The following is a 23,855-nucleotide window of genomic DNA, read 5'->3' on the forward strand; positions in this document are numbered from 1 at the left end:
GCCTGAACCGGGGTCGAGCGCGCGGCGAGGTGCCATCTCACCGCGCGCCTTTAGTGAAGGAGTTCAACCATGTCCGAGCGGCACCCACGGCCGGTGGTACTGATCATCACCCACAGCAACGACAACGAGAGTATTCCGCTGGTCATGAACGCTGTCGCGGCACAGGGCGGCACGGCTCACCGGTTCGATACCGATCGTTTTCCCACGGACATTCGCCATCGCAGCCAGTACAGCGGCGAAGAAGAGCGGCAGGTGATCGCGTGTGAGGACTATGAGTTAGACCTGGGCGCGGTTTCTGCCGTGTGGTATCGGCGGATCGCCATTGGGCGATGCATTCCTGAAACGATGGATTCACAGCTCAGGCGGGCGGCGATCGATCAATCGCGCGCCACGCTGCACGGCATGATCGCGAGCCTCGATGCGTTTCATCTCGACCCCGTGCACCGCCTGCGCCGCGCGGAAAACAAGCAGCTTCAGCTCAAGATCGCGAGAGAAGCCGGGCTCACGATTCCACGCACCTTGATCACCAATGCGCCAGACGCCGTGCGCAGTTTCGCACGCGAATGCACGCAGGGGATGATCATGAAGACGCTGTCGTCGTTTGCCATTTACGATCAGTGCGACCAGAAAGTGGTCTTTACCAGCAGGGTTCATGACAAGGACCTCGAACGCCTCGACGATCTTCGCTATTGCCCGGCCATCTTTCAGGAGCAGGTGCCCAAGGCGCTGGAACTCAGAACCACGATCGTGGGAAATCGCGTGTTCACCGCCTCGATCGATTCCCAACGCTCCGAGAAGTCGAGCGTCGACTGGCGTCGTGATGGCTTTGGACTACTCGAAGCGTGGGAGCCGTACCCCTTACCGCCCGAGGTCGAGAGCGGGCTGCTGAAACTCATGCGTGCGCTGGGCCTCAACTACGGCGCCGCCGATTTCATCCTTACCCCCGACGGTCGCCACTGCTTTCTTGAGGTCAACCCGGTTGGCGAGTTCTTCTGGCTGGAAAAGCACCCCGGTTTGCCGATCTCGGCCGCGATTGCCGACCTGCTCGTTGCGGGCAAGGGCGCTTCGTGACACAGGGGGCGCGTCGACGCGTGCGCGCGCTCCGTCACGGCCTATACGTCAAACCGGCTTTTTCGAGCTAGCGGTCCTTGCCGTGCCCCAGTTGCTCGAGGTACGTCCAGGGATAGATGCCGCGCGCATGGCCGTCGCTGAACGAGAGCTGCACGCCGTAGCCCATTGGCTCGATGGCGATCAGCATCACGTCAGGTGCGAGCGCGGGCGCGGCGCCGCCGAGCCGCAGCCGTCGGCAGGCTGCGCACGGGCAGGCCGCGCGCAGCCGGGCGTGGTCCACGCGTTGCGTTTCGCCCGCGGGCCAGCAGAGCGTAAGCGCTCGCGCGGCGGTGTCGTTGCGGACTTCGAGCGGCGTGTTCATTGCGCGCCGCCCTCGATCTGGCCGATCGCGATGCGCGCGGCCTTGCGCACCTCGGGATCGCGGTCCTGCAGTGTGCCGTGCAGCGCCGGCAATGACTCGCGCGCGCCCAACTCGCCGAGCGCAAGCGCCGCTTCCTTGCGCAAATTGCTGATCGAGTGTGTGAGGAGCGTAGCGACGGCGTCGGCCGCTTGCGCATCGCGCAATTGCCCGAGCGCGCGCGCTGCACGCAGGCGGACCTGCCAGTACGCGTCGCCGAGCGCTTCGACAAGCGGTTCGAGCGCCGCGGCGGCGTGCAATTTGCCGAGCGTCGTCGCGGCTTCTTCGCGCACTTGCCAGGCGTCGTCGCGCAACGCCGTGAGCAGCGCGTCGAGCGTGGGCTGATCGTCTGGCGCGGCGAATCCCAGCGCACCGACGGCGGCGCGGCGGACCTCCGGGTGCGCGTCGCGGGCCGCGAGCGCGGCGAGCGCCTCCAGTGCGCGCGCCTCCTTCATCCAGCCGAGCACGGCAACGGCTTCGAGCCGCACGTCGGCCTCTGTGGCCGCGAGCGCGTCCAGCGCCGGCTCGAAGGCATCCGCAAAGCGCAGCTCGCGCAGGCCGCGCAATGCCGCGCGGCGCACGAACGGTTCGGGCCGCGTGGCCCAGCGGCGCAGCACATGGCCCGACGACTGGGCTTTCAACTCCGAAAGACTTTGCGCCGCGGCTCCGCGCACATCGTCGTCGGCGTCGAGCAACGCCGCGCACAGCGCTTCAACAACGTCGTCGTCTTCCCACGAGGCCAGCACGGCGGCGGCTTCGCGCCGCACGTCTGGCGCAGGATCGTCGCGCAGCGCGGCGATGAACGCAGGCAGCAGCGTTGCATCTTCCAGATCGGCGAGTTCGAAGAGCGCGATGCGGCGCACGGCGGCATCGGCGTCGGCCAGGCGCGCGAGCGGGACGCTCGCTTCGGCGCTCGGGTGCTGGTGGATCGGCAAAGTGGGAGCGGAAACGGTCATGGGCAAAGGCGATTGTCTTGGTGGGCGCTCAGGCAGAGTTTCGGGCGGCGTAGAGGGCGCTAGCGGGGCTACGCCGCTTCGCGCAGCAACGCGAGGCAGCGGCGCTTGATATCGATGAAGCCTGCTTCGGTCGTGCTCTCGTCGCTGCGCGGCCGCGCGAGCGGCACCGCAATATCGGCGATGAGGCGCGCGGGTCGTTGCGAGAGCATCAGGATGCGGTCGCCGAGAAACAGCGCTTCGTCGATATCGTGCGTGACGAACACGACGGTCGTGCGGATCTGCGCCCAGATATCGAGCAACAGGGTTTGCATCATGCGGCGCGTTTGGGCGTCGAGTGCGCCGAAGGGCTCGTCCATCAGCAGAATGCGCGGCCGGTTGATCAGTACACGCGCGATTTCCACGCGCTGCTGCATGCCGCCCGACAGCTGCGCGGGATAGTGCGACTCGAACCCCGCGAGGCCGACCAGCGCGAGCAGTTCGGCGGCTTCGCGCCGACGCTCGCCAGCGCCTACGCCCTTCATCTTGAGGCCGAAGGCCACGTTGTCGATCACACGCTTCCAGGGGAACAGCGTGTGCTGCTGGAACACGAGGCCGCGCTGCGGATGCGGGCGGTCGACCGCAACGCCGTCCACGGCGATTACGCCCTGCGTGGGCAGCAGGTGGCCCCCTATGGCGCCGAGCAGCGTGGACTTTCCGCAGCCGGACGGCCCGAGCACGCAAACGAATTCGCCGGGCGCGATATCGACATCGAGCGAATCGAGAGCGGCGAAGCGCGCGTGCGGCGGACCGACCTCCACAGTCAGCGAACGCACATCAATGCGCCCAGGCGCGCGGGACACCGGCGCCGGGGCGCGGGCTTCTGGCTGGATGGCGGCTGGCGCGTTCACTGGCGGGCTCCCCGCAGGCGGTACCACGGCGTCAGCGCTGCGCCAATGCGCTTGAGGAGCAGGCTGCTGCCCATACCGAGCACGCCGATCAACGCCATGCCGACGACGATATCGGCGTAGTTCTGCAACGTATAGGATTCCCAGGTGAAATAACCTATGCCGTACTGGCCAGCAATCATCTCCGCGGTCACGAGGCAAAACCAGGCAGTGCCCATGCCGATGGAGAGGCCGGTGAAGATCGACGGTGCCGCGCCTGGCAACACCACTTCCGTGTAGAGCGACAGCGAGCCGGTGCCGAGACCCCGTGCGGTGGCGACGAGCCGCGGATCGACGGCTTCCACGCCGTGGATCGTGTTCAGCAGGATAGGAAACAGCGCGCCGATGAACGTGATGAACATCATGCTCAGCTCGGAAGAAGGAAACATCAGGATCGCGAGCGGAATCCAGGCGACCGCCGGGATGGGCCGCAGCACTTCGAGCGGCGGCAGCAGCACATCTTCAAGCGCGCGATGGCGGCCGATCGCGAGTCCAAGTCCGACGCCGACCACGGCCGCCGCGCAGAAGCCGGCGAGCACGCGTGTCAGGCTCGCGGCGAGATGCATCGGCAGTTTCGGCGAATGGAGCAGCGCCCATAGCGCGGGAATGGCGTCGGCGGGCGAGGGGACGTTCGCGAACGTCACGATGCCAAGCGAGAGGCGGTAGTGAACGGCTGCCTGCCAGGCGGCCACGAACAGCACAATCGAACCGGCGCGCCACGCGCGGCGGCGCATCGGTGCGCGGCGCGCCGCGGCTGCGGTCAGTGCCGGTTCCCGGGCGCCGAGGCGTTGCCGGGCGGCGAGGTCAAGTGTGGCGGACATGCGGACTCCTCATCAAGTGCAGGGGATCGGACGGGGCATGGCGCGCTAGCGCGAAGCGAGGGCCTGCTGCGCGCCCGTTTTCGCGGCGGCGTAGTCAACGACCGCCCCCGACGTGTGCTGCGCATAGGCATCGGCGCCCGCTTTCTGCAGGAAGGCGGTGACGCCGCCATGCGCGTCGCGCACGTACCAGGCGTCGGAAGCAAAGAGCTTCTGGCCGCTGTCGTGGTCCTGCACGTACACCGCGCGCACCTTGCTGCCCGATTGTTCGAGCTTCGCGAGCGCGGCGAATCCTTCCGCCGCGTTCGCATAGTTGCGCACGTGCGCTTCGTTTGCGACCCACACCTGCGTCACCGCGAGGAAATCGCGAATGGGCTTGCCGGTCAGCGCGTCATTGGCGGCGAGCGGCTGTCGCGCGTAGTTCTTCAGCGCGGCGTCATAGTCGAGCCCCGATTCCTTGAACGCTTCGCGGATATAGCGGTCGTCGATGAACGTGTTCGCATCGAGATTGACATCCGTCTTCTTGAGCAGCTTCAGCGTGTCGATGGCGGTCGCCACCGCCTGGCGGTATTCCGGCTTCCAGGTGAGATCGCGCGTTTGCAGGCCGAGCGGGCCGTGATAGAGATAATCGACCGGCGCCTCGATGCCCGTCACCTTCTCGATCAGCAGGCTATATTTTTCGGGGTCGTCTGCGATCAGGCGGTTTGCCTCGATTGCCGCGCGCAGATACGCGACCACCACTTCGGGGTACTGCTGTGCGTAGGCGGCGTCCACGAGCGCGCCGTGAAAGGTCGGCGCATGGCTTTGCGCGCCGTCGTAGATCTTGCGAGCGATGCCGCGATACGGGAACAGGTCGGCGAACGGCACGAAGTCGGCGTGCGCGTCGATCTTGCCCGCCTTGAGCGCGCTGCCGGCCACTTCCGGCGCCTGCGTGATGATGTTCACGTCGGTATCCGGGTTCCACCCCTGCGCCTTGATCGCGCGCAGCAGCATGCCGTGCGAGGTCGAGGCGAACGGCACCGAGATCGTCTTGCCCTTCAGGTCGGCGATCGAGTGCACCGGCGAGTTGACGGGCACGACGATGCCGTTGCCGCTGCCCTCGGTGCTGCCTTCGAGCACGGTGATGAAGAGGCTCTTGCGGCCTGCCTTCTGGAACGCCGCACCGTTGAGCGACCCCGGGAAATCCGCCATCGCGCCGAAGTCGAGCTTGCCTGCCACCATTTCGTTCGTGAGCGGCGCGCCGGAGGTGAAGTCTTTCCACTGCACGTCGTAAGTGACGTTCGCGTATTTGCCGGTGTGCGGCAGATACTTGTCGAGCAGATGCAATTCGCGGATCAGGAGGCCGCCCGTCGCGCAGTTGATCGTCGTGTCCTGCGTGCCGATCGCGACGCGTATCGTCTCGGCTTGCGCGGTCGTTGCCGCGCTAAACACAAGCGGTACGGCGAGAAGGCGAAGAATCCGTTGGCGTGTTTTCATGGTCTTTTGGGTGAGCAATATGAGGGCTAGCGCAACAGGTACGGAATGTCGACCTTGACTGCGCCGGTCGGGCAGTCGCGTTCGCAGGGCATGCAATACCAGCATTCGTCGAACTGCATATAGGCTTTGCCCTTGCTCACGTCGATCGCGAGCAGGTCGAGCGGGCACACGTCCACGCAAACCGTGCAGCCCTTGTCGGCAATGCAGCGGTCTTCGTCGATCGTGACGGGCGCACTGCTGCGCTGGAAGATTTCGTGCGGTGTATAGGACATATTCGGATTCCTCAGTGTTCGGTGGCGAGTTCCGTGGATTCACGAATGCGCAGCTGGTCGTAGGCGCCTCGATCCGCCTGCGCAAGCGGGACGATGTACGGTTCGACCGTGCGTTTTTCGCTTGTCATCCGGCCGGCGGCGTCCTTGCGCAGGTGCGTGTGGCAGAACCATTCGGCGTCGTTGCGCTGCGGGTAATCGACCCGGTGGTGATACAGGCCCCAGCGGCTTTCTGTGCGGAACAGCGAGGCGCGCGCCGCCATTTCCGCGCAGTCGCGTATGGCGCGCACTTCGGCGGCGCGCATCAACTCGTGCGCATTATTGGCCTTGATCGACTTGATGTCTTCGCCGATCTCGTCGAAACGCTGCAGGCCGATCTCCATCTTGCGCGTGACCTTGGGTGGCTGGAGGTAGTCGTTCACCATGCGGCGCAGCTTGTATTCGACCTGTGCGGGCGCGAGTCCGTTTTCGCGCTCGAGCGGCGCGTAGATACGCGCGCGCTCGGCGGCGATCTGGCCTTCGTCGAGGCTCGCATGCTCGCGGCCCGCCACGTATTCGGCCGCGTTCGCACCTGCGAACCAGCCGTACGTGAACGCGCCCAGCATATAGTTGTGCGGCACCGCCGCCATGTCCCCTGCTGCGTACAGTCCGGGCACGGTCGTCTCCGCGCGCGAGTTCACATAGACGCCCGATGCGCTATGGCCGCTGCAAAAGCCGATCTCGGAGATATGCATCTCGACCATCTGCTGCCGGTAGTCGGTGCCGCGCCCCGCGTGAAAGCGGCCGCGGCTTGGGCGCTCGTTGGTGTGCAGGATCTGCTCGATGGTCTGGATCGTTTCTTCGGCGAGATGGTCGAGCTTCAGGAATACGGGGCCATTGCCGCTCTGCAGTTCCTGGTAGAACTCCCACATCATCTGGCCGCTCCAGTAGTCGCATTCGATGAAGCGCTCGCCCTTGCCGTTCGCGGTGAAGCCGCCCAGTGGCCCGGTGACATACGCGCATGCCGGTCCGTTGTAGTCCTTAATAAGCGGGTTGATTTGAAAGCATTCCAGGTTTGCGAGCGCGGCCCCCGCATGGTAGGCCATGGCGTAGCCGTCGCCCGCATTCGTGGGGTTCTCGTAGGTTCCCATCAGATAGCCGGAAGAGGGCAGGCCGAGGCGGCCGGCCGCGCCGCAACACAGGATCACGGCTTTTGCGCGCACCACGTGGAATTGCGCCGTTCGGCAGTCGAAGCCGAGCACGCCGCTCACGCGGCCTTGTGCGTCGGTCAGGAGCCGGGTGGCGACAATGCGGTTCGTGATCTCGATGCGCGCGCGCTTGAGTTGCCGGTACAGGATCTTTTTGACGTCGTGGCCTTCGGGCATGGGCAGCACATAAGCGCCCATGTGATGGACCTTCTTCACGGCGTAGTCGCCGTTGCCGTCTTTTTCGAACTTCACGCCCCAGCGGTCGAGTTGCTCGATGGTCGTGAAGCTGTGCCGCGCATACGCGTAGACGGCCTCCTGGTCGACAATGCCATCGTTCGCGACGGTGATTTCGCGCGTGTACTGCTCGGGCGTGGCATGGCCGGGAATGATGGCGTTGTTCAGGCCGTCCATGCCCATCGAGATCGCGCCGCTGCGCTTGACGTTGGCTTTTTCGAGCAGCAAGACCTTGAGCGCGGGGTTGCGCTCCTTGGCCTTGATGGCGGCCATTGGGCCGGCCGTGCCGCCGCCGACGACCACGATGTCGTATTCGAGCACTTCGGTATTCATAGCGTTTTCCTTCGCTTTGCACGGGTTTTCTGGCGGTCGACGCGCAGGCGGTATTGGAAGGCGTCGCCGCGGAAGTACAGGTATTCGTAGTCGAGCGGATTGCCGGACGCGTCGAGCGTCAGACGCTCGATGCGCAGCACGGGGCTGCCGTCTTCCACGCGCAGGGCGCGGGCGATGTCGTCGTCGGCGAGAATCGCGTCGATCGACACATCGGCGTGGCCGAGCGGCACGCCGCAATCGTTCTCGAGAATGAGGAAGATGTCGCGCGTGGCGAGGTCCGCATTGGCCAGACGCTTGCCGAGCGCTTCGGGCACCCAGGTCAGTTCGAGCGAAACGGGCTCGCGATTGAGCATGCGCACACGATGGATTTCCGCGACCGGTGCGCCTTCCGGCAGGTTCAGACGCTGCGCGACGTGGCGATCGGCCTTGATGATCCTGAAGCTGCGCAACTGGTTGACGATCTCGTAGCCCATCGACGACATGGCTTCCGCGAAGCCTTGCAGCGACGTCACGTTCTGGAAGGCCTTGGGTTTGGAGACGAATGTGCCCTTGCCGTGCAGCCTGAAAACCAGGCCTTCCTTTTGCAGATCGCCTAGCGCCTGGCGCACGGTAATGCGGCTGACGCCGAACAGGGCGCACAGTTCGTGTTCGGAGGGCATCTGGCTGTGCGGCGCATACGTGCCGTTCAGGATGCGCTCGCGCAGTGTGTCCTTGATCTGGACGTAGAGCGGCTGGGGGGAAAGCGCCACCAGATTCGTTCGGGGCATGGTTGGCTTGTCATAACAAGATGGATGTGCAGTCTAGTCAGGCTTTTGCCCGCGACAAACCAACGAATTCTGATATCTATTTCTTGGGTTTCTGGTGGCGCTGTTTTGATGTGGGTTTTGGTGCTATCGCGGAAGTGGTGGGGGCGTGGTTTTTGCCGCTTTGGCCTTTCCTTGTGTTCGCGTCGGTCTACCAGTGTTCCCCCTGTGCGGGGTGGCACCTACTTTTCTTTGCAGCGGCAAACACCGACACGAAATCAAGGAAAGCCCAAACCGTACAACTCACAGACCCAACTACCCACTCCGCGACCCAGTAACGGTCTCGCCACACGGCAAGGGCAAATCCTCGGTCCCCGGCGCATCCATCACGCCACCCCCCAACCCGAATTCGCCCTCGCCATTCAACACCGCCCGCGCGCGATCGACATCCATCGCGCCTTCCCACCGCGCGACCACGATCGTGGCCACGCCGTTACCGATCAAATTCGTCACCGCGCGAGCTTCATTCAGAAAGCGATCCACGCCCAACAGCAGCACGAGACCCGAAACCGGAATCTTGTGCATCGACGCGAGCGTCGCCGCAAGCGCGACAAACCCGGCTCCCGCCACACCGGCAGACCCCTTGGAAGTCAGCAGCAAAACGCTCAGTACAACGAGTTGATCGAGCAGCGTGAGATGAATGTTCATTGCCTGCGCAACGAAGAGGGCGGCCATCGTGAGATAGATTGCCGTGCCATCCGCGTTGAACGTATAGCCGGTCGGCAGCACCATGCCGACAACCGGACGCGAACAGCCGAGGTTCTCCATCTTGACGAGCATCTGCGGCAGCACAGCCTCGGTCGACGCGGTGCCGAACGTGATCAGAATTTCGTCGCGGATATAGCGCAGATACTTCCACAGCGAAAGGCCGCAAACGCGCATGACGAGCCCGAGCACGACCACGACGAAGAAGATCGACGTCACGTACAGGCAAAGCATCAATTCGCCGAATGACGCCAGCGTGCCGAGCCCGTACTTCGCGATGGTGAACGCCATGCCGCCAAACGCGCCCACGGGCGCGACATACATGACGATACGCACGACGCCGAACATGCCCTGCAAAAACATGTCGAGCATGTCGACGAGCGGCGCGGTGCGCGGGCCGAGCTTCGCCAGCGCGATGGCGAACAGTACCGAGAAAAAGATGATCGGCAGGATTTCGCCGTTCGCGAATGCGCCGACGATGCTGTTCGGCACGATGCTCATGAGGAACCCGATCGCCGTGTGGTCGTGCGCAGCGTGCGCGTAGCTGGCAATGGCCGAGCTGTCGATGTGCGCCGGATCGATGTTCATGCCGCTGCCAGGCTTGATCACGTTCACGACGACAAGGCCCACGAGCAGCGCGATGGTCGAAGCCACTTCGAAGTAGAGCAGCGCCTTCACGCCCACGCGGCCCGCTTCGTGCAGATCGTTCATGCGGGCAATGCCCACGACGACCGAGGCGAAGATGATCGGCGCGAGCGCCATGCGGATCAGCTTGATGAAGAGGTCGCCGAGCGGTTTGAGATCGGCCCCGATATCCGGGTAAAAGTGGCCGATGAGAATGCCGGCCACAATACCGATCAAGACCTGTATGTAGAGCCTGGAAAGATACTTTTTGAGTTTCGAGGGCCGCATGTCTGTCTCCTGAGCATGGCGCCATCCAGATGAATCCAGGCGACCGCCAACCGCCATGCGTGCAGCGGTTGTGTTTCCGGTCGCGCTTCGCTTGTGCTTGAGCGTTAGCCCGCGAGCTTTTTCATTTCGGCAAACAGATCGGCTTTGCCCTCAAAACCGATACCGGGCAGGTCGGGCATCGTGATGTAGCCGTTGTCGACCTTCACGCCGTCGGGGAAGCCGCCATACGGCTGGAACAGATCGGGATACGACTCGTTGCCGCCAAGACCCAGGCCTGCCGCGATATTGAGCGACATCTGATGGCCGCCGTGCGGAATGCAGCGGCTCGCGGACCAGCCGTGCTGATGCAGCATGTCGAGCGTGCGCAGATACTCGACGAGGCCATAGCTCAGCGCGCAGTCGAATTGCAGCCAGTCGCGATCCGGGCGCATGCCGCCGTAGCGGATGAGGTTGCGCGCGTCCTGCATCGAGAACAGATCCTCGCCGGTCGCCATCGGTTTGTCGTAGTAGTTGCGCAGCGTGGCCTGCAGTTCGAAGTCGAGCGGGTCGCCCGGCTCCTCGTACCAGAACAGGTCGTATTGCGAGAGCGCTTTCGCGTACTGGATCGCGGTGTCGAGGTCGAAACGGCCGTTGGCGTCGACGGCGAGCTTCTGGCCGTCGCCCAGCACGCTCAGGATCGAGTCGATGCGGCGCAGGTCCTCGTCGAGCGACGCGCCGCCAATCTTCTTCTTCACGACCGTGTAGCCGCGGTCGATATAGCTGCGCATTTCGTCCTTGAGCTTGTTGTGGTCCTGGCCCGGGTAGTAGTAGCCGCCCGCCGCATACACGAAGATCTTGCGGTCCGGCTGGCCGTTGCCATAACGGTCGGCGAGCAGCTGGAAGAGCGGCTTGCCTTCGATCTTCGCCACGGCGTCCCACACCGCCATATCGATCGTGCCGATGGCCACCGAGCGCTCGCCGTGGCCGCCCGGCTTTTCGTTGGTGAACATCGTCGCCCAGATCTTGTGCGGATCGAGGTTGTCGCCCGCGTCGTTCACGAGCGCGGCGGGGTCGGCTTCGAGAATGCGCGGGATGAAGCGCTCGCGCATCAGCGTGCCCTGGCCGTAGCGGCCATTCGAGTTGAAGCCATAGCCGATGACGGGCTTGCCGTCGCGGATCACGTCGGTGACCACGGCGACGAGGCTGAGCGTCATCTTGCTGAAGTCGATATAGGCGTTGCGGATCGAGGAGCTGATCGGCACGGTTTTTTCGCGGATTTCAACGATTCTCACGGGTGTCTCCTGGTGGCACGGCCAGCGTGCTTGCGATGGTTCGCGCCTGGCTGGCTGTTGGAGACGCTAGGTTATGCGCCCGGATCGGTACTATGATTCACTTGTTTTCACATCTTTATTAACTTACGGTGAAGAATGACCTGACCTCCTACCTGGAGTTTTTCGTCCTGCTCGGGCGTTACGGAAGCCTTTCTAGCGTGGCGCGCGACATGGACATCACGCCGCCGGCGGCCACCAAACGGCTCGCCCAGCTCGAGGCGCGGCTGGGCGTGCGGCTCGTCAACCGGACGACCCGCAGCGTGAGCCTGACCGCCGAAGGCGAAACCTTTCTGCACTACGCGACGCGCATTCTCGCGGAAGTGAAGGAAATGGAAGATGTGGTGTCGTCGAGCCGTTCCGTGACGCGCGGCTTGCTGCGTGTGAACGCGACGCTCGGCTTTGGGCGCACGACGATTGCGCCGCTCGTATCGGAGTTCGCGAGGCGCCATCCGCATGTGGAGGTGCAGCTAGACGTCACCGACCGGCCGATCGATCTCGTCGAAAGCGGCGTGGATCTGGCGATCCGTTTCGGCGAGCTGCCCGACAAGCGGCTCATTGCGCGGCGCATCATGACGAATCGCCGCTTGCTGTGCGCGTCGCCGCGTTATCTGGAGAAGCAGGGCACGCCCGCGACGCTTGGCGATCTCGCCAATCATCAGTGCATCGTGCATCGGCAGAACGACAACGCCTATGGCATCTGGCGTCTGGAACGCGGCGGCGAGGCGCATTCGGTGAAGGTGCACGGCATGCTGTCGAGCAACGATGGCGATATCGTGCTCGGCTGGGCGCTCGACGGTCACGGCATTCTGCTGCGCTCGGAGTGGGACCTGGCGAAGTATCTGGAGAGCGGGCGGTTGCGCGTCGTGCTGCCCGAGTTCGTGCAGCCGCTTGCCGATTTATTCGTTTATTACCCGAACAAGCGGAATCAATCGGCGCGCGCGCGGGCGTTTATCGACTTTCTGGCGGAGCGGTTCAATCGGCACGCTTCGGTGGCGGCGCCTGCGCAGTCCGCCGAGTGAATGCCTTGACGGACGAACGACGCGCTTGGCCCGCTCATAGCGAACTGCCGCCGCAGATCATGATCTGCTGCCCCGTAATCGCGCCGGCCTGCGGGCCGAGCAGATACGCGACCATCGAGGCCACTTCCTCCACCGTCACGTAGCGCCCGATAGGCGGCATGACCGGCGCACTGGATGTGCGCTTCGGATCGCTCAGCATGGGCGTAGCGGTCGCAGCGGGCGAGACCACGTTGACGGTAATGCCGCGCGGTGCCAGTTCGATGGCCCACGAACGCGCCATGCCGACCATGGCGGCCTTGACAGCGGCGTACTGGCTGCGCCCAGCGGCCCCGGCCGACACGCGGCTGCCGATCAGCACGATGCGGCCGCCTTCGCTCATGGCGGGCACGAGTGCGTTGGCGAGCGCCGAAGCAGCGGCCACGTGCAGGCGCCACATCGCTTCGCCGCTTGCTTCGTCGAGTTCGCCAAGGCGCGCTGTTTTCATGAAGCCCGCCGCGTGCACGAGGCCGTCGACTGCGCCCATGCGTTGCGCGAGTCTGTCAATCGCGGCGGTATCGTCCAGATCGGCGGCGCACCAGGTGAAGCCTGGATGATCGAGGTCCGGCGCGCTGCGGCTCAGGCCGATCACGTCGTGGCCTTCTGCAAGCAGGTGCTGCGTAATGGCATAGCCGATGCCGGAGCTTGCGCCCGTCACGACCATGCGTTTTTTCGTGGCGCCAGGCGGCGTGCTATCCGCTGCTTTCGTTGCGTTGTCCATTGTCGTCTTTCAATGCGCGGCTCCCGCAGGCACTTCGATCGGCTCGATCGTGAGCCCCGCGAGATTGCGGAACGCCTGCAGCTCGCTGTGCGTTGCGCTCGCGTCCGTGATGAGCGTCCACGGCTTTTCGATCGGCGCCCAGTGCTGCTGGCTGTCGCGGTTGAGCTTGTCGGCGGTCACGAGCACGAAGAGGCTCGCAGCCTGCCGCATGAGGCATTCCTTGAGGTAGGCCTGGTCGGCGGTCGCTTCGCATAGGCCGCGGCCGGGCACCACGCCATCGGCGCCAAGAAAGGCCTTGTCGACCGTCACCCGCGTGAGCGCAAGCTGTGCGATTGGCCCGAGCGTGCTCATGCTCGACTCGCGCACCTCGCCGCCGATCAGTGTGAGCGGCACGCTGCTGCCCGCGAGTGCCTGCACAACGAGCAGGTTGTTCGTGACCACGCGAATGTCGTGGCGACCCGCCTGCGCGAGCGCGCGTGCAAGCGCGGCGGTGGTGGTGCCGCTGTCGAGGAAGATCGTGTCGCCGGCGCGCACGTGAGCCGCTGCCGCGTGGCCGATGGCGTCTTTCTCCGCCTGGAAGCTCTGGCGGCGCTGCTCGAGCGATTCCTCGGGCGCATGCGTGCTGACCGAGGCCGCGCCGCCATAGGTGCGCAGGATCAGCCGCTCGTCGGCGAGCGCGCGCAGGTCGCGGCGCACGGTGGCCTCCGACATGCCGAAGTGCTCGCACAACTCGGACACTTCGGTCATGCCGGAGAGGACGGCCTGGAGCATGGCTTCGCGGCGGCGGGCTACTTTCATGGAGTGTTCGGCGATGGGTTCGGGACGTCGCTTCGCAACGAGGCAGACGGCTTGGACAATACGGTGCGCACGCAGTTTACCGCGTACGTCACCCCGTACTGTATCCACTTTCCGACGCCTCGCGTTCATCGCGTGGGTCCCGGTGTCCCGGTGTCCTGGCGTCCCGTCAGGCGGCGGCCGGCGCGGGCTGCGAAGCGGCTGGCGCCGCGCTGGCCCATGCCTCGGCCACGCTCACGTACTTGATGCGCTGGCGGAAGTACGTGTAAGCGATATGCAGGCGGCCATCGGGCGACTGCGCGATTGACGGATACGAGAACTCGCGGTTGAGCTTGTCCGTCGAGTTGTTCGTCATGCAGTAGCCGTCGCCGGTTTCCAGGTTGCGCGTGACGGGCCAGGTGCGGCCGCCATCCATCGAAATGGCGAGCGTCATCGGCGCGCGCGGTGCGCCCCAGAACGCGGTGCCGTGTGCGGAGGCGGCTTGCGTGACCAGTTCGCCGCTGTCTTCCGAGTCTTCGATGTCGTCATAGAGCGAGGCGCGCCGCCCGGTGCTCTGCGCCGCGCTGCTCGCGTTGAACACGAGGCCGAGATGGCCGTTTGCGAGCGCGACGAACTGGATCGACGAGTTGTTGTTCGGCAGGGCGAGCGGCTCGGGCACGCTCCACGTCATGCCGTCGGCGGAGCGGCTCGCGTAGATATGGTCGGCCCAGCGGCTGCGGTAGAGCGCGAGGAGCGAGCCGTCCGTGAGCGGCTGGATGTTCATGTGCACGCAGCCCACGCTCGCGGGCACCGCGTGCTCGGTCCAGCTCGCGCCGTTGTCGGTCGAGCGCATCACCACGCTCACGTCGTCGTTGCCCGACCAGCGCTCGCCCGGCTGCACGCGGCACAGGAACACGGGGCACAGCCATGCGCCGTCGCGCGCCACGACGACAGGCTGGCGCACGAAGGTGCCGGGTTTGTCGAACAGCGTTTCGATCGGGCCCCAGGTGCGGCCCTGATCGGCGGAAACGCGGCGGCGCACGATCGAGGTGTTCTGGTGGCCCGAGAGCTGCGCCGTGTAGATGAGCCAGATATCGCCGTTGGGCGCCGCAAAAAGGACGGGGTTCTGCTCGGAGCGCGTGGGGTCGTCGGAGAGGCGCACCGGCTCGCTCCACGCATCGCTGCCCTTGTTCAGGCGCGAGAGGTAGACCGAAATGTCGGGCACGCCTTCCTGGGTGCCGCCAAACCAGGCACAGAGCACGTCGCCGTTGGCGAGCGCGAGCAGGTTGGCCGCGTGGCACTGCACCGTGGCGGCGGGGAGGTAGGCGTCCGTGCGCGCAGCGTCGCCGGCGGCGGCGTGCAGGCGGCCGGGCATGGTGAACGCGGCGTCGGGCAGCGTGGAGGGAGTCGTCATGATGAATTCCTGTTGCGGTGTTGCAAGGGGTTCACGAATCGGTATGCGCGACGCGCTGGCCGTTGCCGCTCGCCGTGGGCGTGAGCAGCTTTTCGACGACCATCACGATCGCGGGCGCAATGAGCGCGACGTACATGTTGTCGATGCCGAGCGGATTGCCGAGCCCATACCAGATCGTCGTGGCGATCGTGGCGACCACGAGCGCACTGATCGCGCCGCGGTTGCTGTTGAAGAAGGGCAGGTAGATGCCCATCAGCGCGACGACCGTCACCGAGAGGCGCAGCGCGCGGGTGAAGAACGAGAGCGCGAGAATCTGCGGCACGAACAGCACGAAAATGAGCGGCAGGAAGCCCACCACGAAGGAGATCATGCGCGTGGCGCGCAGCTCTTTCTCAGGCGTCGGACGATAGCGCGGTACGTAGAAGTCCTTGACGATCAGCGAGGCGATGGCGAGCGCCACCGTGCTCACGCTCACGAAGATCGAAGCGACGAGCGAGACCGTGACCACGCCCGAAAGCAGCGGGTGCATGTGCTGGAGAAAGATCGGCAGCGCGTAGAGGCTCTTGATGTTGGGGAACAGGAACTTCGCCGCGACGCCGAGAAAGCCAAGTGCAATCGCGATGGGAATGCACAGCGCGCCTGCGATCAGCGTGGAGTTGCGCGCCTCGTTCGCCGACTTCGCGCCCGAGATCGCCTGAATGATGAACTGCGTGGAGAAGATCGCGCCGGCCGTGCCGATGATCCATGCGCCGATCGTGCCGCCGCTCAGCATGCCGTTCCAGGTGAAGTACTGGGCGGGCATGGCGTGCATCATCGGTGCGACGCCGCCCGTCATGGAGAACGCGACCCACACGAGAATGCCGATGCCGATGAGCTTCACCGTGCTATGCAGGATCGTCACGTAGGCCACGCTCTTCAGGCCGCCCCATGCGAAGTAGATCGTGCTGACGACAGCGGTGATGAACGCCGCAGTGGGCAGGTTCACGCGCATCACGGTCGAGATGGCCGCCGCCCCGCTCACGTAGTTGCCCACGTTCACGATGAAGAGCGCGTAGATCATGACGGCTGAAACGACGAGCCTGGCCGTTTTGCCGTACTTCTGCGCAATGAAGCCCGAGATCGTGAATTCGCCGGAGCGGTAGAGGCGCCTGGCCATGAAGAGGCCAAAGAACACGAAGCCGATGGAAGCGGAGAGCACCGACCACGAAGCCGCAATACCGACGTTGAAGGCTTCCTGCGAGGTGCCGATGGTGGACTTCGCGCCGATGTACTCCGACATCAGCAGGATGGCGATCACGATGGCGGGCGTGGAGCGGCCCGCGACCATGAACTGCTCGGTGGTCTTGCTGCGCAGCCGGATGCTGATCCAGGCCGTGACGACGATATACACGACCACCATCGCGATGATGATGGAGGTATCCCACACAGTGAGGCGATTCATACGTGATGTCTCCGATTGTTGTGTGCTCAACGGCCGCCGCCCGCACGCGTGGGCGGCGGCGGGGCAGAGCGTTACGCCGTCTGCACGGCGCGGCGCGTGGCGAGGTCTTGTGCCTGCTTCAGCGCTTCGAGCATGCTGCGCTCGTCGGCAATGCCCTTGCCCGCGATATCGAACGCCGTGCCGTGATCGACCGAGGTGCGGATCACGGGCAGCCCCACCGTCACGTTCACGCCCGCTTCGAGACCCATCACCTTCACGGGGCCGTGGCCCTGGTCGTGATACATCGCCACGACTACGTCGAAGTCGCCGCGGCCCGCGCGGAAGAACAGGGTGTCGGCAGGCAGAGGGCCTTCCACGTCCCAGCCGCGCTCGCGCAGCACGGCCACGGCGGGCATGATCTTTTCCTCTTCTTCGCCATAGCCGAACAGGCCGTTTTCGCCCGCATGCGGATTGATGCCGCACACGCCGATACGCGGCTCCTCAATGCCTGCACGCACGAGCGTTTCGTGCGCGCGCTCGATCGTGCGCTGCACGAGGCCCGGCTCGATCTTGCGGATCGCGTCGAGCAGGCCGATGTGCGTCGTCACGTGAATCACGCGCAGCTTGGGCGCCACGAGCATCATCGAGACTTCGGGAATGCCCGTGAGGTGCGCGAGCATTTCCGTGTGGCCGGGGAAGATGTGGCCGCCCGCGTGCAGCGCTTCTTTGTTCAGCGGCGCGGTGCAGATCGCGTCTAGTTCGCCCGCCGAGGTCAGTTCGACTGTGCGCGCGATGTACTGGTACGCGGCGTCGCCGGCGACGGAGGAAAGCTGGCCGTAGGGCATCGACTCTGGAATCAGGCCGAGATCGATGCAGTCGACCACGCCGAGCTGGAAGCGCGCTTCGGCGGGGGCCTTGATCGAGCGCACTTCGAGCGTGACGCCCACGCGCCGCCCGGCGTCGACGAGACGCTTCGCGTCGCCGATCACGAGCGGGCGGCAGCCGTCGTACACCGACTGGTGCGCCAGGCTCTTCATGATGATTTCCGGGCCCACGCCGGTGGCATCGCCCATCGTGATGCCGATTACGGGACGATAGTTCATGGCTTCCTCTTTGCTGGAGTGGCGCGGCGCCTTCGCGTCCGCTTGCGTCATGGCGGCGAGCCGCTGCCATGCGCGATAAAGGGTGTCGGGGCGACCGAAGCCGCCCGCCTTGGTGACGACGGGCAAAACGCGCGACGCCTGGGAGGCGGCCAAGAGCGGCACGCCGTTTTCGACTTCTTCGATCACGCGCAGCGTAGCCACGCCCATGGCCGCGAGCAGCGCGCGCGCCGTTTCGCCGCCCGTGGCGAACAGTGCGGCGGCGTGCGCGGCGGCAGGGGCCAGGCACTCGGCGAGCTGGCGGGCGAGCAGTTCGCCGTCGCCAATGAGTACGCGTTCGGTCTGGCTCAAGGCGACGACCGCATGGCGCCCGCGCATGAGCGTGTTCGCGACGCGCGTGCCCAGCGTGAGCGATTCGGGGCTCACGGGGTCGAGCAGCGCAACGACGTCGACTTCGAATACGTCGACGGCATCGCCCACATTGGCGCGCAGCGTGGCGACCTGTTCGTGCGAGACGCTCGACATGCTGCCCACGACCGCCAGTACGCCGCGCGGGTGTTGCGCGATCGTTGCGGGTGCAACCTCATGCGCAGGCGTTGCGCTTTGCCGTGCGTTTTCATTCGTGAGCCTGGCGATCAAGGGTTGCGCGAGTCCTGCCGATCCGACCCAGAACACGCCGTCGAGCGTGGCGGAGGCTTGCGCAAGCATGGCGAGGTCGGCATCGGTTTCGCTGTCGCAGACCACGGCCTCGCACTTTGCGGCGCGCAAGGCTTCGAGACGTGCGCGCAAGCGATCGACGCCTTCGCGCACGGCTTGCAGGCCGATATGCTCGACCTGCAAGCCGGCGCCCGTGAGCATGGAAGGCAGGTGGCCCGTGCCGCCGATGCTTTCGTTGCGCCAGACTTCCGTCTCTTCAACGGGCGTGCCGTTCACGAGGAGGCACCCGCCCTGCGTGGTGCGGCCCGCTTCCGGCAGCGCGGGCGCCACGATCGCCATGCCCGCGTGAGCCGCGAGCGCGGCCACTTCCGCGGCGACGTTGCCGCGCAACGTCGAATCGATCTTCTTGTAGAGCCGCCGGCCGGCAGCGTGCGCGCGCCACGCCTGCGCATTCGCGCTCGCAGCTTGCGCGGGCGAGGCGCGGCGTGTGTCGGTGTCGATCGCGAGCACGTCGGGACCGGCTGCTCCGCCGTGCGCCGCCGCCGCGTTCAGGCAGACCACGCTGGCAAGACCCCGATGCGTGCTCTTCACGGCGCAGTCGGCCGTGCCGGAGAGGTCGTCTCCGAGTATCAGCAGGCGCACGTTGCGGGTGATGGCGGTGTTCATGGCAGCAGACGGCTGTAGATGGCCTTGATGTCGTCGAGGCTCAGCGCCTTGGGGTTGTTGCCGAGCAGGCGCTTGACCTTGGCGGCCGCAACGGCGAGCGCGTCGAGATGCGTTTCCGACACGCCGAACTGGCGCAGATCCTGCGGAATCGCGAGCGCCGCAGTCCATTCGCGCAGGCGCTCGAGGAATTTGTCGGCGGCGGCCTGATCGCTGTCGTCGTGCTGCGCGATGCCGAGCGCGTGCGCCACGGTGGCGAGGCGGCCGACGATCGCGTCGAGATTGAACGCCATCACGTGCGGCAGCAGCATGGAGTTGGCCACGCCGTGCGTGATGTTGAACATGCCGCCGAGCGGGTAGGCGAGGGCGTGCACGGCGGCCGTGCCAGCCGCGGTCAGCGCGAGGCCGCCGTACATCGAGCCGAGCAGCATGGCTTCGCGCGCCTTCAGCGAGTGGCCGTTTTCATAGGCTTCGAGCAGGTTCGCGCCAATGAGGCGCATGGACTCCATCGCGAACATGTCGCTGATGGGATTGGCCTTGGTCGAGATATACGATTCGAGCGCGTGAATGAACGCGTCCATGCCCGTGGCGGCCGTGATGGGCTTGGGCAAGTCGAGCGTGAGCGTGGCGTCGAGGATCACGAGCTGCGGCAGCAGATGGCGGCTCACGATGCCCACTTTCAGCTCTTCGTCGGGCAGCGTGACGATGGCGTTGGGCGTGACCTCGGAGCCGGTGCCCGAAGTGGTCGGCACGAGAATGAGCGGCACGCCCGGCGTCTTGATCAGATCGATGCCGAGCCATTCGCGCAGCGGCTGCGCGTTGGTGAGGCGCACGGCGAAGAGCTTCGCGGCGTCGAGCACGCTGCCGCCGCCGACGGAAAGCACCGCGTCGGGCGCGAACGGCTCGATCTGGCCGCGAAACACCGTCTCCACGTTCTCGATGGTCGGCTCGGGCTGCACGTCGCGCACGATCAATACTTCGATATCCTTCGCTTCGAGCGCCGCCACCACGCGCGCCGCGACGCCGTTCTCCTCCATCACCGGTTGCGTGATGAACGCTATGCGGCGAACCGGGCGGTCGAGCAGCGCGAGTTTCTCGGGCAACTGGTCGAGGCTGTTGGCGCCGTGCACGACGTGCTTGACGGTCTGGAAGTGATAAACGGGGTTCATTTCGTGAGTCTCGATTTCGGTCTTGCGGATGAGCTTTCGTTCGTTTGCTGCCGTGGCTTCAGGCGACGCGCGGGTAGATTTCGAGCGCCTTCGCGAGGCGTTCGCGCGTGGCGGCGTCGAGCGGCTGCGCAGGCGAGCGCGCTGGGCCGGCGGGCATGCCGAGCATGGCGGCGGCGGTCTTGAGCACCACCGGCATCGTGCCGAGCGCGAAGGCGTCGCGCAGCGCGCGCAGCGATTCCTGGGCGCGGCGGGCCGCTTCGATTTCGCCTGCCTGGAAGTGATTCCAGATCGACATCACGACGCTGGGTACCGCATTCGTCGTGGCGGCAACGGCGCCGTCGCCGCCTGCAATCAGCGACCAGAGGATCATCGAATCGGTGCCGGTAAATACGGCGAAATCGTCGCGGCGCAGGTTGATGAGCTGCAGCAGGCGGTCGAAGTCGCCGCCGCTATCTTTAATGCCGCGAATGTTCGGAATCTCGGCGAGGCGGCGCACGGTGTCGATGGTGAGCGTCACGCCCGCCTTGGCCGGAATCGTGTAGAGCATCACCGGCAGCGGCGTGGCGCGTGCGATGCGCTCGTAGTGCGTGAACAGTTCGGGCTGCGAAGCACCGTTGAAGTACGGCGTGATGACGGAGACGGCGTCGACGCCCGTGTCCACCATCTTGCTGTTCAGTTCGATCACGTCGCGCGTGGCGTAGGCGCCGGTGCCCGCGATCACGGGCACGCGCGAGCGCGCCTGATCCACGGCGATGCGCGCGATGCGCAGCTTTTCCGCCTCGGAGAGCGCGATGAATTCGCCGTTGGTGCCGAGCACGAAGAGCGCGTGCACGCCCGCGCCGATCAGGCGCTCGACGAGCGTGCGCAGGCCGGCTTCGTCGACTTCTTCGTCGGCGGTCATCGGGGTGATGAGGGCGGGGATGATGCCCCGGAAATTCACTGCCATGTTCGTTCTCCATTTCGCCGGAGGACAACGCCACGTTGTCCTCAAGCCTGGCGGCGCGATGGGGCGCGCCGCCGCTGGTTGATTGCTAGAACCGGTGCCGCAGCCCCAGTGCCGCGACGATCTGATGCGAGTTGCTCGAAGCCGTGATCGGCCACAGCGCGGCCACTGCGGCCTTGCCGGTCGAGTCGATGCCGCTCGCGCGCTGGTACGCGGCGGTCAGGTAAATATCGGTGCGCTTGGAAAGCAGATAGTCGCCGCCGATATTGGCCTGGTTGTAGTGCGCGTCGCCGGCGCCGTGGCTGTTCGTATATTCGTACGCTACGCCCATCAAGAGCGCGGGCGTGAACTGGTAGCTGAAGCTCACTTCGGCGTTGTCGAACACCGCTGTCTTGCCATGGTAGGCCGCAATGGGCGCCGCCGCCGCACCCGAGCCGAGGTCCTCGAAACGCGAATTCGAGTACACCAGACCGAGCTTCGCGTTGCCGAATGTGTAGTTGCCCGCCACGGAGGCGACTTGCTGCGTGCGCGCCGACGTGTAGCCGGAGAAGATCGGCGAGTTGTTCGGCGAAATGGGCGCGGCGCCGGCCGTGCCGTCCCACAGCGCTGTGTTGGGTCGCGACGTGTTGATGTAAGACGCGGCCAGCGCGAGCGGCCCTTGCGAGTAGCCCGCCACGACGCTCCAGATGCGGTTGTTGTTGAAGGCGCCCGGCGTGCCGCCGAAACTGAACAGCGCGCCGCCGCGCAGACCGTGATAGCTCTGGCTCAGGAACTTGACGCTGTTGCTCACGCGCGAGTTCACATACAGGTTGTCCGTGTCGCCCGGATGCGCGCCGATGCCGCCGGCCCACTGATTCGCGACGACGAGCGGACCGACGAGATCGGCCGAAGGCTCGTTCTGGCGGCCGAGCGTGACGCTGCCGACCGGCGTGGATGCGCCCACCCAGGCCGCGCGGCCGAACATGCGGCCGTTCTGGCCCAGCGTGCCCGTGGTGCTGCTAAAGCCGTTTTCCAGCTGGAAGATGGCCGCGTACCCGCCACCCAGATCCTCGGAGCCCTTGAGGCCCCAGCGGCTGCCGGACAGTACGCCGCTCGACATCTGGTAGTTCGCCGACCCCTTCTGGTTGTTCGTGTACACGAGCGACGTGTCGATCAACCCGTAGAGGGTGACGCTGCTTTGCGCATGTGCGCCGATCGCGGCGCCCAACAGGCCAAGCATGGCGGTGGTCCTTCTCATCGTTTATTGTCTCCGGCTGGGTGAGTTATTTGATTGATTCGATCAAGGCGGGGCGGGATTCATGCATCGGGCACCTCAGAATTGATCGATGAAGTCATCTTATTTGAGCGAAACGATCAATTCAACCGAGGGAAAACCCTGAAATTGATCGAATCGATCATTTTTTGAGGAGTTATCATTCGGCGCGCAGACCGGAATGTCTCCGCGCTGCACAGATATTCCATCCGGCTGGAAAGGCGGTGATGGTCGTTACAGACGCCCAATGTTTGCGGTAACGTGCGCGTTTGCCGAGGCTGGCATCGAGCGACGAACTGGAGCGAGACAGATGACAAAGCGAGTCATAGTGACCGGCGGCAGTGGCCTCGCCGGCAAATGGGTGGTCGAAAACCTGGTAGCGCAGGGCTACGAAGTGCTGAATCTGGACCGCGTGCCCATGCCGAAGCGCACGGCGCGCACGCTGATTACCGACATTACCGACGCGGGCCAGGTTTTCAATGCGCTCGCCTCGACCACGGCGGCCGTGGAGTTCGCCGACGATCTGGAGCCGAAGCCGATCGACGCGATCGTTCACTTTGCGGCGATCCCACGCGTCATGATCACGACCGATAACGAGGTCTACCGGATCAACGTGATGGGGACTTACAACATTCTCGACGCCGCGTCGAAGCTCGGGATCCGCAAGGTGATCCTGGCCTCGAGCGAGACGACTTACGGCGTGGTGTTCGCCCACCGGCATCGCGATCCCGCGTACTTTCCGCTCGACGAGGACTACCCGGTGGACCCGATGGACAGCTACGCGACCTCGAAAGTGGTCAACGAAGTGACCGCGAAGGCCTTTCAGGCGCGCACCGGGTCGGATATCTACTGTTTTCGCATTGGCAACGTGCTCGATCCCGAGGACTACGCGAAGTTCTCCACGTGGCTCAAGGACCCCGCGCTGCGCAAGCGCATTGCGTGGAGCTATATCGACGGGCGGGACCTCGCGAACGCGTGCAGGCTGGCGATAGAAACGGACGGGCTCGGCTTCGAGATCATGAACGTCGCTGCGGACGACGTGTCGTCCGACTTGCCGACCCAAACCCTGCTGGATCGCTATTATCCGGGCGTGCCGGTCAAGAAGGCGCTCGGCGAGTTCGAGACGCTGCTCAGCAACGAAAAGCTCAAACGACTGCTTGGCTGGAAGCAGCAGCACTACTGGCGTGATGAGGCAAAACGCTTCAATACTCCGTAAGTGCGATCGATGCTGTAAACGTCACGGGACCAGCGTGCGCTGGCCCCGTTCAAGAAAGCGGCGCTTCTGGCCGCTCC

At 65.1% G+C, this 23,855-nt stretch carries 21 protein-coding genes; 3 read left to right on the forward strand and 18 right to left on the reverse strand.

The annotated features are described in order from the left end of the window. Positions 1-69 precede the first annotated feature (69 nt). On the forward strand, positions 70-1,071 hold the full coding sequence (locus VSR72_RS02935; protein WP_342950899.1) for an MvdC/MvdD family ATP grasp protein: 1,002 nt from the start codon (positions 70-72) through the stop codon (positions 1,069-1,071). Between the two features lie 67 nt (positions 1,072-1,138). On the opposite strand, the gene VSR72_RS02940 is transcribed toward VSR72_RS02935, so the two are convergent. The 10 genes from VSR72_RS02940 to VSR72_RS02985 all read right to left on the reverse strand — a co-directional run bounded on the left by VSR72_RS02940 (position 1,139) and on the right by VSR72_RS02985 (position 11,355). Next, complete coding sequence (locus tag VSR72_RS02940) at positions 1,139-1,432, reverse strand: gamma-butyrobetaine hydroxylase-like domain-containing protein (protein ID WP_342950900.1); 294 nt, start codon at positions 1,430-1,432, stop codon at positions 1,139-1,141. Then, positions 1,429-2,424, reverse strand: coding sequence for a HEAT repeat domain-containing protein (locus tag VSR72_RS02945; protein WP_342950901.1), 996 nt, complete (start codon positions 2,422-2,424; stop codon positions 1,429-1,431). The genes VSR72_RS02940 and VSR72_RS02945 overlap by 4 nt, the downstream gene beginning before the upstream one ends. 68 nt (positions 2,425-2,492) lie before the next feature. Then, positions 2,493-3,263 carry an ABC transporter ATP-binding protein gene (locus tag VSR72_RS02950; RefSeq protein WP_342951008.1) on the reverse strand — a complete coding sequence of 257 codons (771 nt, stop codon included), beginning with the start codon at positions 3,261-3,263 and terminating at the stop codon, positions 2,493-2,495. A gap of 44 nt (positions 3,264-3,307) precedes the next feature. Continuing rightward, entirely contained in the window at positions 3,308-4,168 is an 861-nt protein-coding gene (locus VSR72_RS02955) for an ABC transporter permease (RefSeq protein ID WP_342950902.1), read from the reverse strand. 45 nt (positions 4,169-4,213) lie between these two features. Then, the gene (locus VSR72_RS02960; RefSeq protein ID WP_342950903.1) at positions 4,214-5,641 is read right to left on the reverse strand and encodes an ABC transporter substrate-binding protein; all 1,428 of its coding nucleotides are present in this window, start codon (positions 5,639-5,641) and stop codon (positions 4,214-4,216) included. A gap of 26 nt (positions 5,642-5,667) precedes the next feature. Next, positions 5,668-5,913 carry a ferredoxin family protein gene (locus tag VSR72_RS02965; RefSeq protein ID WP_069266595.1) on the reverse strand — a complete coding sequence of 82 codons (246 nt, stop codon included), beginning with the start codon at positions 5,911-5,913 and terminating at the stop codon, positions 5,668-5,670. An 11-nt stretch (positions 5,914-5,924) separates the two neighbouring features. Beyond that, positions 5,925-7,664, reverse strand: coding sequence for a fumarate reductase/succinate dehydrogenase flavoprotein subunit (locus VSR72_RS02970; protein WP_342950904.1), 1,740 nt, complete (start codon positions 7,662-7,664; stop codon positions 5,925-5,927). Further along, positions 7,661-8,431 (reverse strand): GntR family transcriptional regulator, encoded by a 771-nt coding sequence (locus VSR72_RS02975; RefSeq protein ID WP_342950905.1) that lies wholly within the window; start codon positions 8,429-8,431, stop codon positions 7,661-7,663. Before VSR72_RS02975 ends, VSR72_RS02970 begins: the two co-directional genes overlap by 4 nt. Before the next feature lie 291 nt (positions 8,432-8,722). After that, entirely contained in the window at positions 8,723-10,084 is a 1,362-nt protein-coding gene (gene dctA, locus VSR72_RS02980) for a C4-dicarboxylate transporter DctA (protein WP_342950906.1), read from the reverse strand. A gap of 104 nt (positions 10,085-10,188) precedes the next feature. Further along, positions 10,189-11,355 carry a mandelate racemase/muconate lactonizing enzyme family protein gene (locus VSR72_RS02985; protein ID WP_342950907.1) on the reverse strand — a complete coding sequence of 389 codons (1,167 nt, stop codon included), beginning with the start codon at positions 11,353-11,355 and terminating at the stop codon, positions 10,189-10,191. A gap of 128 nt (positions 11,356-11,483) precedes the next feature. Here VSR72_RS02985 and VSR72_RS02990 point away from each other — a divergent pair, with 128 nt between their 5' ends. Next, positions 11,484-12,413, forward strand: coding sequence for a LysR substrate-binding domain-containing protein (locus tag VSR72_RS02990; RefSeq protein WP_342950908.1), 930 nt, complete (start codon positions 11,484-11,486; stop codon positions 12,411-12,413). A 34-nt stretch (positions 12,414-12,447) separates the two neighbouring features. Here VSR72_RS02990 and VSR72_RS02995 read toward each other — a convergent pair whose 3' ends face one another. The 8 genes from VSR72_RS02995 to VSR72_RS03030 form a co-directional block, all read right to left on the reverse strand. After that, positions 12,448-13,170: an SDR family oxidoreductase gene (locus VSR72_RS02995; protein WP_342950909.1), complete on the reverse strand. Its 723-nt coding sequence runs from the start codon at positions 13,168-13,170 to the stop codon at positions 12,448-12,450. 9 nt (positions 13,171-13,179) lie between these two features. Then, entirely contained in the window at positions 13,180-13,968 is a 789-nt protein-coding gene (locus VSR72_RS03000; RefSeq protein ID WP_342950910.1) for a DeoR/GlpR family DNA-binding transcription regulator, read from the reverse strand. Positions 13,969-14,134: 166 nt separating this feature from the next. Then, positions 14,135-15,319: a sialidase family protein gene (locus VSR72_RS03005; RefSeq protein ID WP_342951009.1), complete on the reverse strand. Its 1,185-nt coding sequence runs from the start codon at positions 15,317-15,319 to the stop codon at positions 14,135-14,137. A gap of 70 nt (positions 15,320-15,389) precedes the next feature. Beyond that, positions 15,390-16,799, reverse strand: coding sequence for a sodium:solute symporter family protein (locus VSR72_RS03010; protein ID WP_342950911.1), 1,410 nt, complete (start codon positions 16,797-16,799; stop codon positions 15,390-15,392). A gap of 71 nt (positions 16,800-16,870) precedes the next feature. Next, positions 16,871-19,201, reverse strand: coding sequence for a 4-hydroxythreonine-4-phosphate dehydrogenase PdxA (gene pdxA / locus VSR72_RS03015; protein WP_342950912.1), 2,331 nt, complete (start codon positions 19,199-19,201; stop codon positions 16,871-16,873). Continuing rightward, on the reverse strand, positions 19,198-20,367 hold the full coding sequence (locus VSR72_RS03020) for an iron-containing alcohol dehydrogenase (protein ID WP_342950913.1): 1,170 nt from the start codon (positions 20,365-20,367) through the stop codon (positions 19,198-19,200). Before VSR72_RS03020 ends, pdxA begins: the two co-directional genes overlap by 4 nt. A 58-nt stretch (positions 20,368-20,425) precedes the next feature. Next, positions 20,426-21,313: a 4-hydroxy-tetrahydrodipicolinate synthase gene (gene dapA / locus VSR72_RS03025; protein ID WP_342950914.1), complete on the reverse strand. Its 888-nt coding sequence runs from the start codon at positions 21,311-21,313 to the stop codon at positions 20,426-20,428. Between the two features lie 85 nt (positions 21,314-21,398). Then, positions 21,399-22,547: a porin gene (locus VSR72_RS03030; protein WP_342950915.1), complete on the reverse strand. Its 1,149-nt coding sequence runs from the start codon at positions 22,545-22,547 to the stop codon at positions 21,399-21,401. Between the two features lie 325 nt (positions 22,548-22,872). Between VSR72_RS03030 and VSR72_RS03035 the strand changes: the two genes are divergently transcribed. Beyond that, complete coding sequence (locus VSR72_RS03035) at positions 22,873-23,778, forward strand: NAD(P)-dependent oxidoreductase (RefSeq protein WP_342950916.1); 906 nt, start codon at positions 22,873-22,875, stop codon at positions 23,776-23,778. Positions 23,779-23,855 lie beyond the last annotated feature (77 nt).

The organism is Paraburkholderia sp. JHI869, from assembly GCF_038900775.1.
GTDB lineage: Bacteria > Pseudomonadota > Gammaproteobacteria > Burkholderiales > Burkholderiaceae > Paraburkholderia.

What these genes read in the sequence shown, in the direction of transcription:
- VSR72_RS02935 (WP_342950899.1), top strand. Translation starts at nt 70, where the DNA reads ATGTCCGAGCGGCACCCACGGCCGGTGGTACTGATCATCACCCACAGC.
- VSR72_RS02940 (WP_342950900.1), bottom strand. Translation starts at nt 1,432, where the DNA reads ATGAACACGCCGCTCGAAGTCCGCAACGACACCGCCGCGCGAGCGCTT.
- VSR72_RS02945 (WP_342950901.1), bottom strand. Translation starts at nt 2,424, where the DNA reads ATGACCGTTTCCGCTCCCACTTTGCCGATCCACCAGCACCCGAGCGCC.
- VSR72_RS02955 (WP_342950902.1), bottom strand. Translation starts at nt 4,168, where the DNA reads ATGTCCGCCACACTTGACCTCGCCGCCCGGCAACGCCTCGGCGCCCGG.
- VSR72_RS02960 (WP_342950903.1), bottom strand. Translation starts at nt 5,641, where the DNA reads ATGAAAACACGCCAACGGATTCTTCGCCTTCTCGCCGTACCGCTTGTG.
- VSR72_RS02965 (WP_069266595.1), bottom strand. Translation starts at nt 5,913, where the DNA reads ATGTCCTATACACCGCACGAAATCTTCCAGCGCAGCAGTGCGCCCGTC.
- VSR72_RS02970 (WP_342950904.1), bottom strand. Translation starts at nt 7,664, where the DNA reads ATGAATACCGAAGTGCTCGAATACGACATCGTGGTCGTCGGCGGCGGC.
- VSR72_RS02975 (WP_342950905.1), bottom strand. Translation starts at nt 8,431, where the DNA reads ATGCCCCGAACGAATCTGGTGGCGCTTTCCCCCCAGCCGCTCTACGTC.
- dctA (WP_342950906.1), bottom strand. Translation starts at nt 10,084, where the DNA reads ATGCGGCCCTCGAAACTCAAAAAGTATCTTTCCAGGCTCTACATACAG.
- VSR72_RS02995 (WP_342950909.1), bottom strand. Translation starts at nt 13,170, where the DNA reads ATGGACAACGCAACGAAAGCAGCGGATAGCACGCCGCCTGGCGCCACG.
- VSR72_RS03000 (WP_342950910.1), bottom strand. Translation starts at nt 13,968, where the DNA reads ATGAAAGTAGCCCGCCGCCGCGAAGCCATGCTCCAGGCCGTCCTCTCC.
- VSR72_RS03005 (WP_342951009.1), bottom strand. Translation starts at nt 15,319, where the DNA reads ATGCCCGGCCGCCTGCACGCCGCCGCCGGCGACGCTGCGCGCACGGAC.
- VSR72_RS03010 (WP_342950911.1), bottom strand. Translation starts at nt 16,799, where the DNA reads ATGAATCGCCTCACTGTGTGGGATACCTCCATCATCATCGCGATGGTG.
- pdxA (WP_342950912.1), bottom strand. Translation starts at nt 19,201, where the DNA reads ATGAACACCGCCATCACCCGCAACGTGCGCCTGCTGATACTCGGAGAC.
- VSR72_RS03020 (WP_342950913.1), bottom strand. Translation starts at nt 20,367, where the DNA reads ATGAACCCCGTTTATCACTTCCAGACCGTCAAGCACGTCGTGCACGGC.
- dapA (WP_342950914.1), bottom strand. Translation starts at nt 21,313, where the DNA reads ATGGCAGTGAATTTCCGGGGCATCATCCCCGCCCTCATCACCCCGATG.
- VSR72_RS03030 (WP_342950915.1), bottom strand. Translation starts at nt 22,547, where the DNA reads ATGAGAAGGACCACCGCCATGCTTGGCCTGTTGGGCGCCGCGATCGGC.
- VSR72_RS03035 (WP_342950916.1), top strand. Translation starts at nt 22,873, where the DNA reads ATGACAAAGCGAGTCATAGTGACCGGCGGCAGTGGCCTCGCCGGCAAA.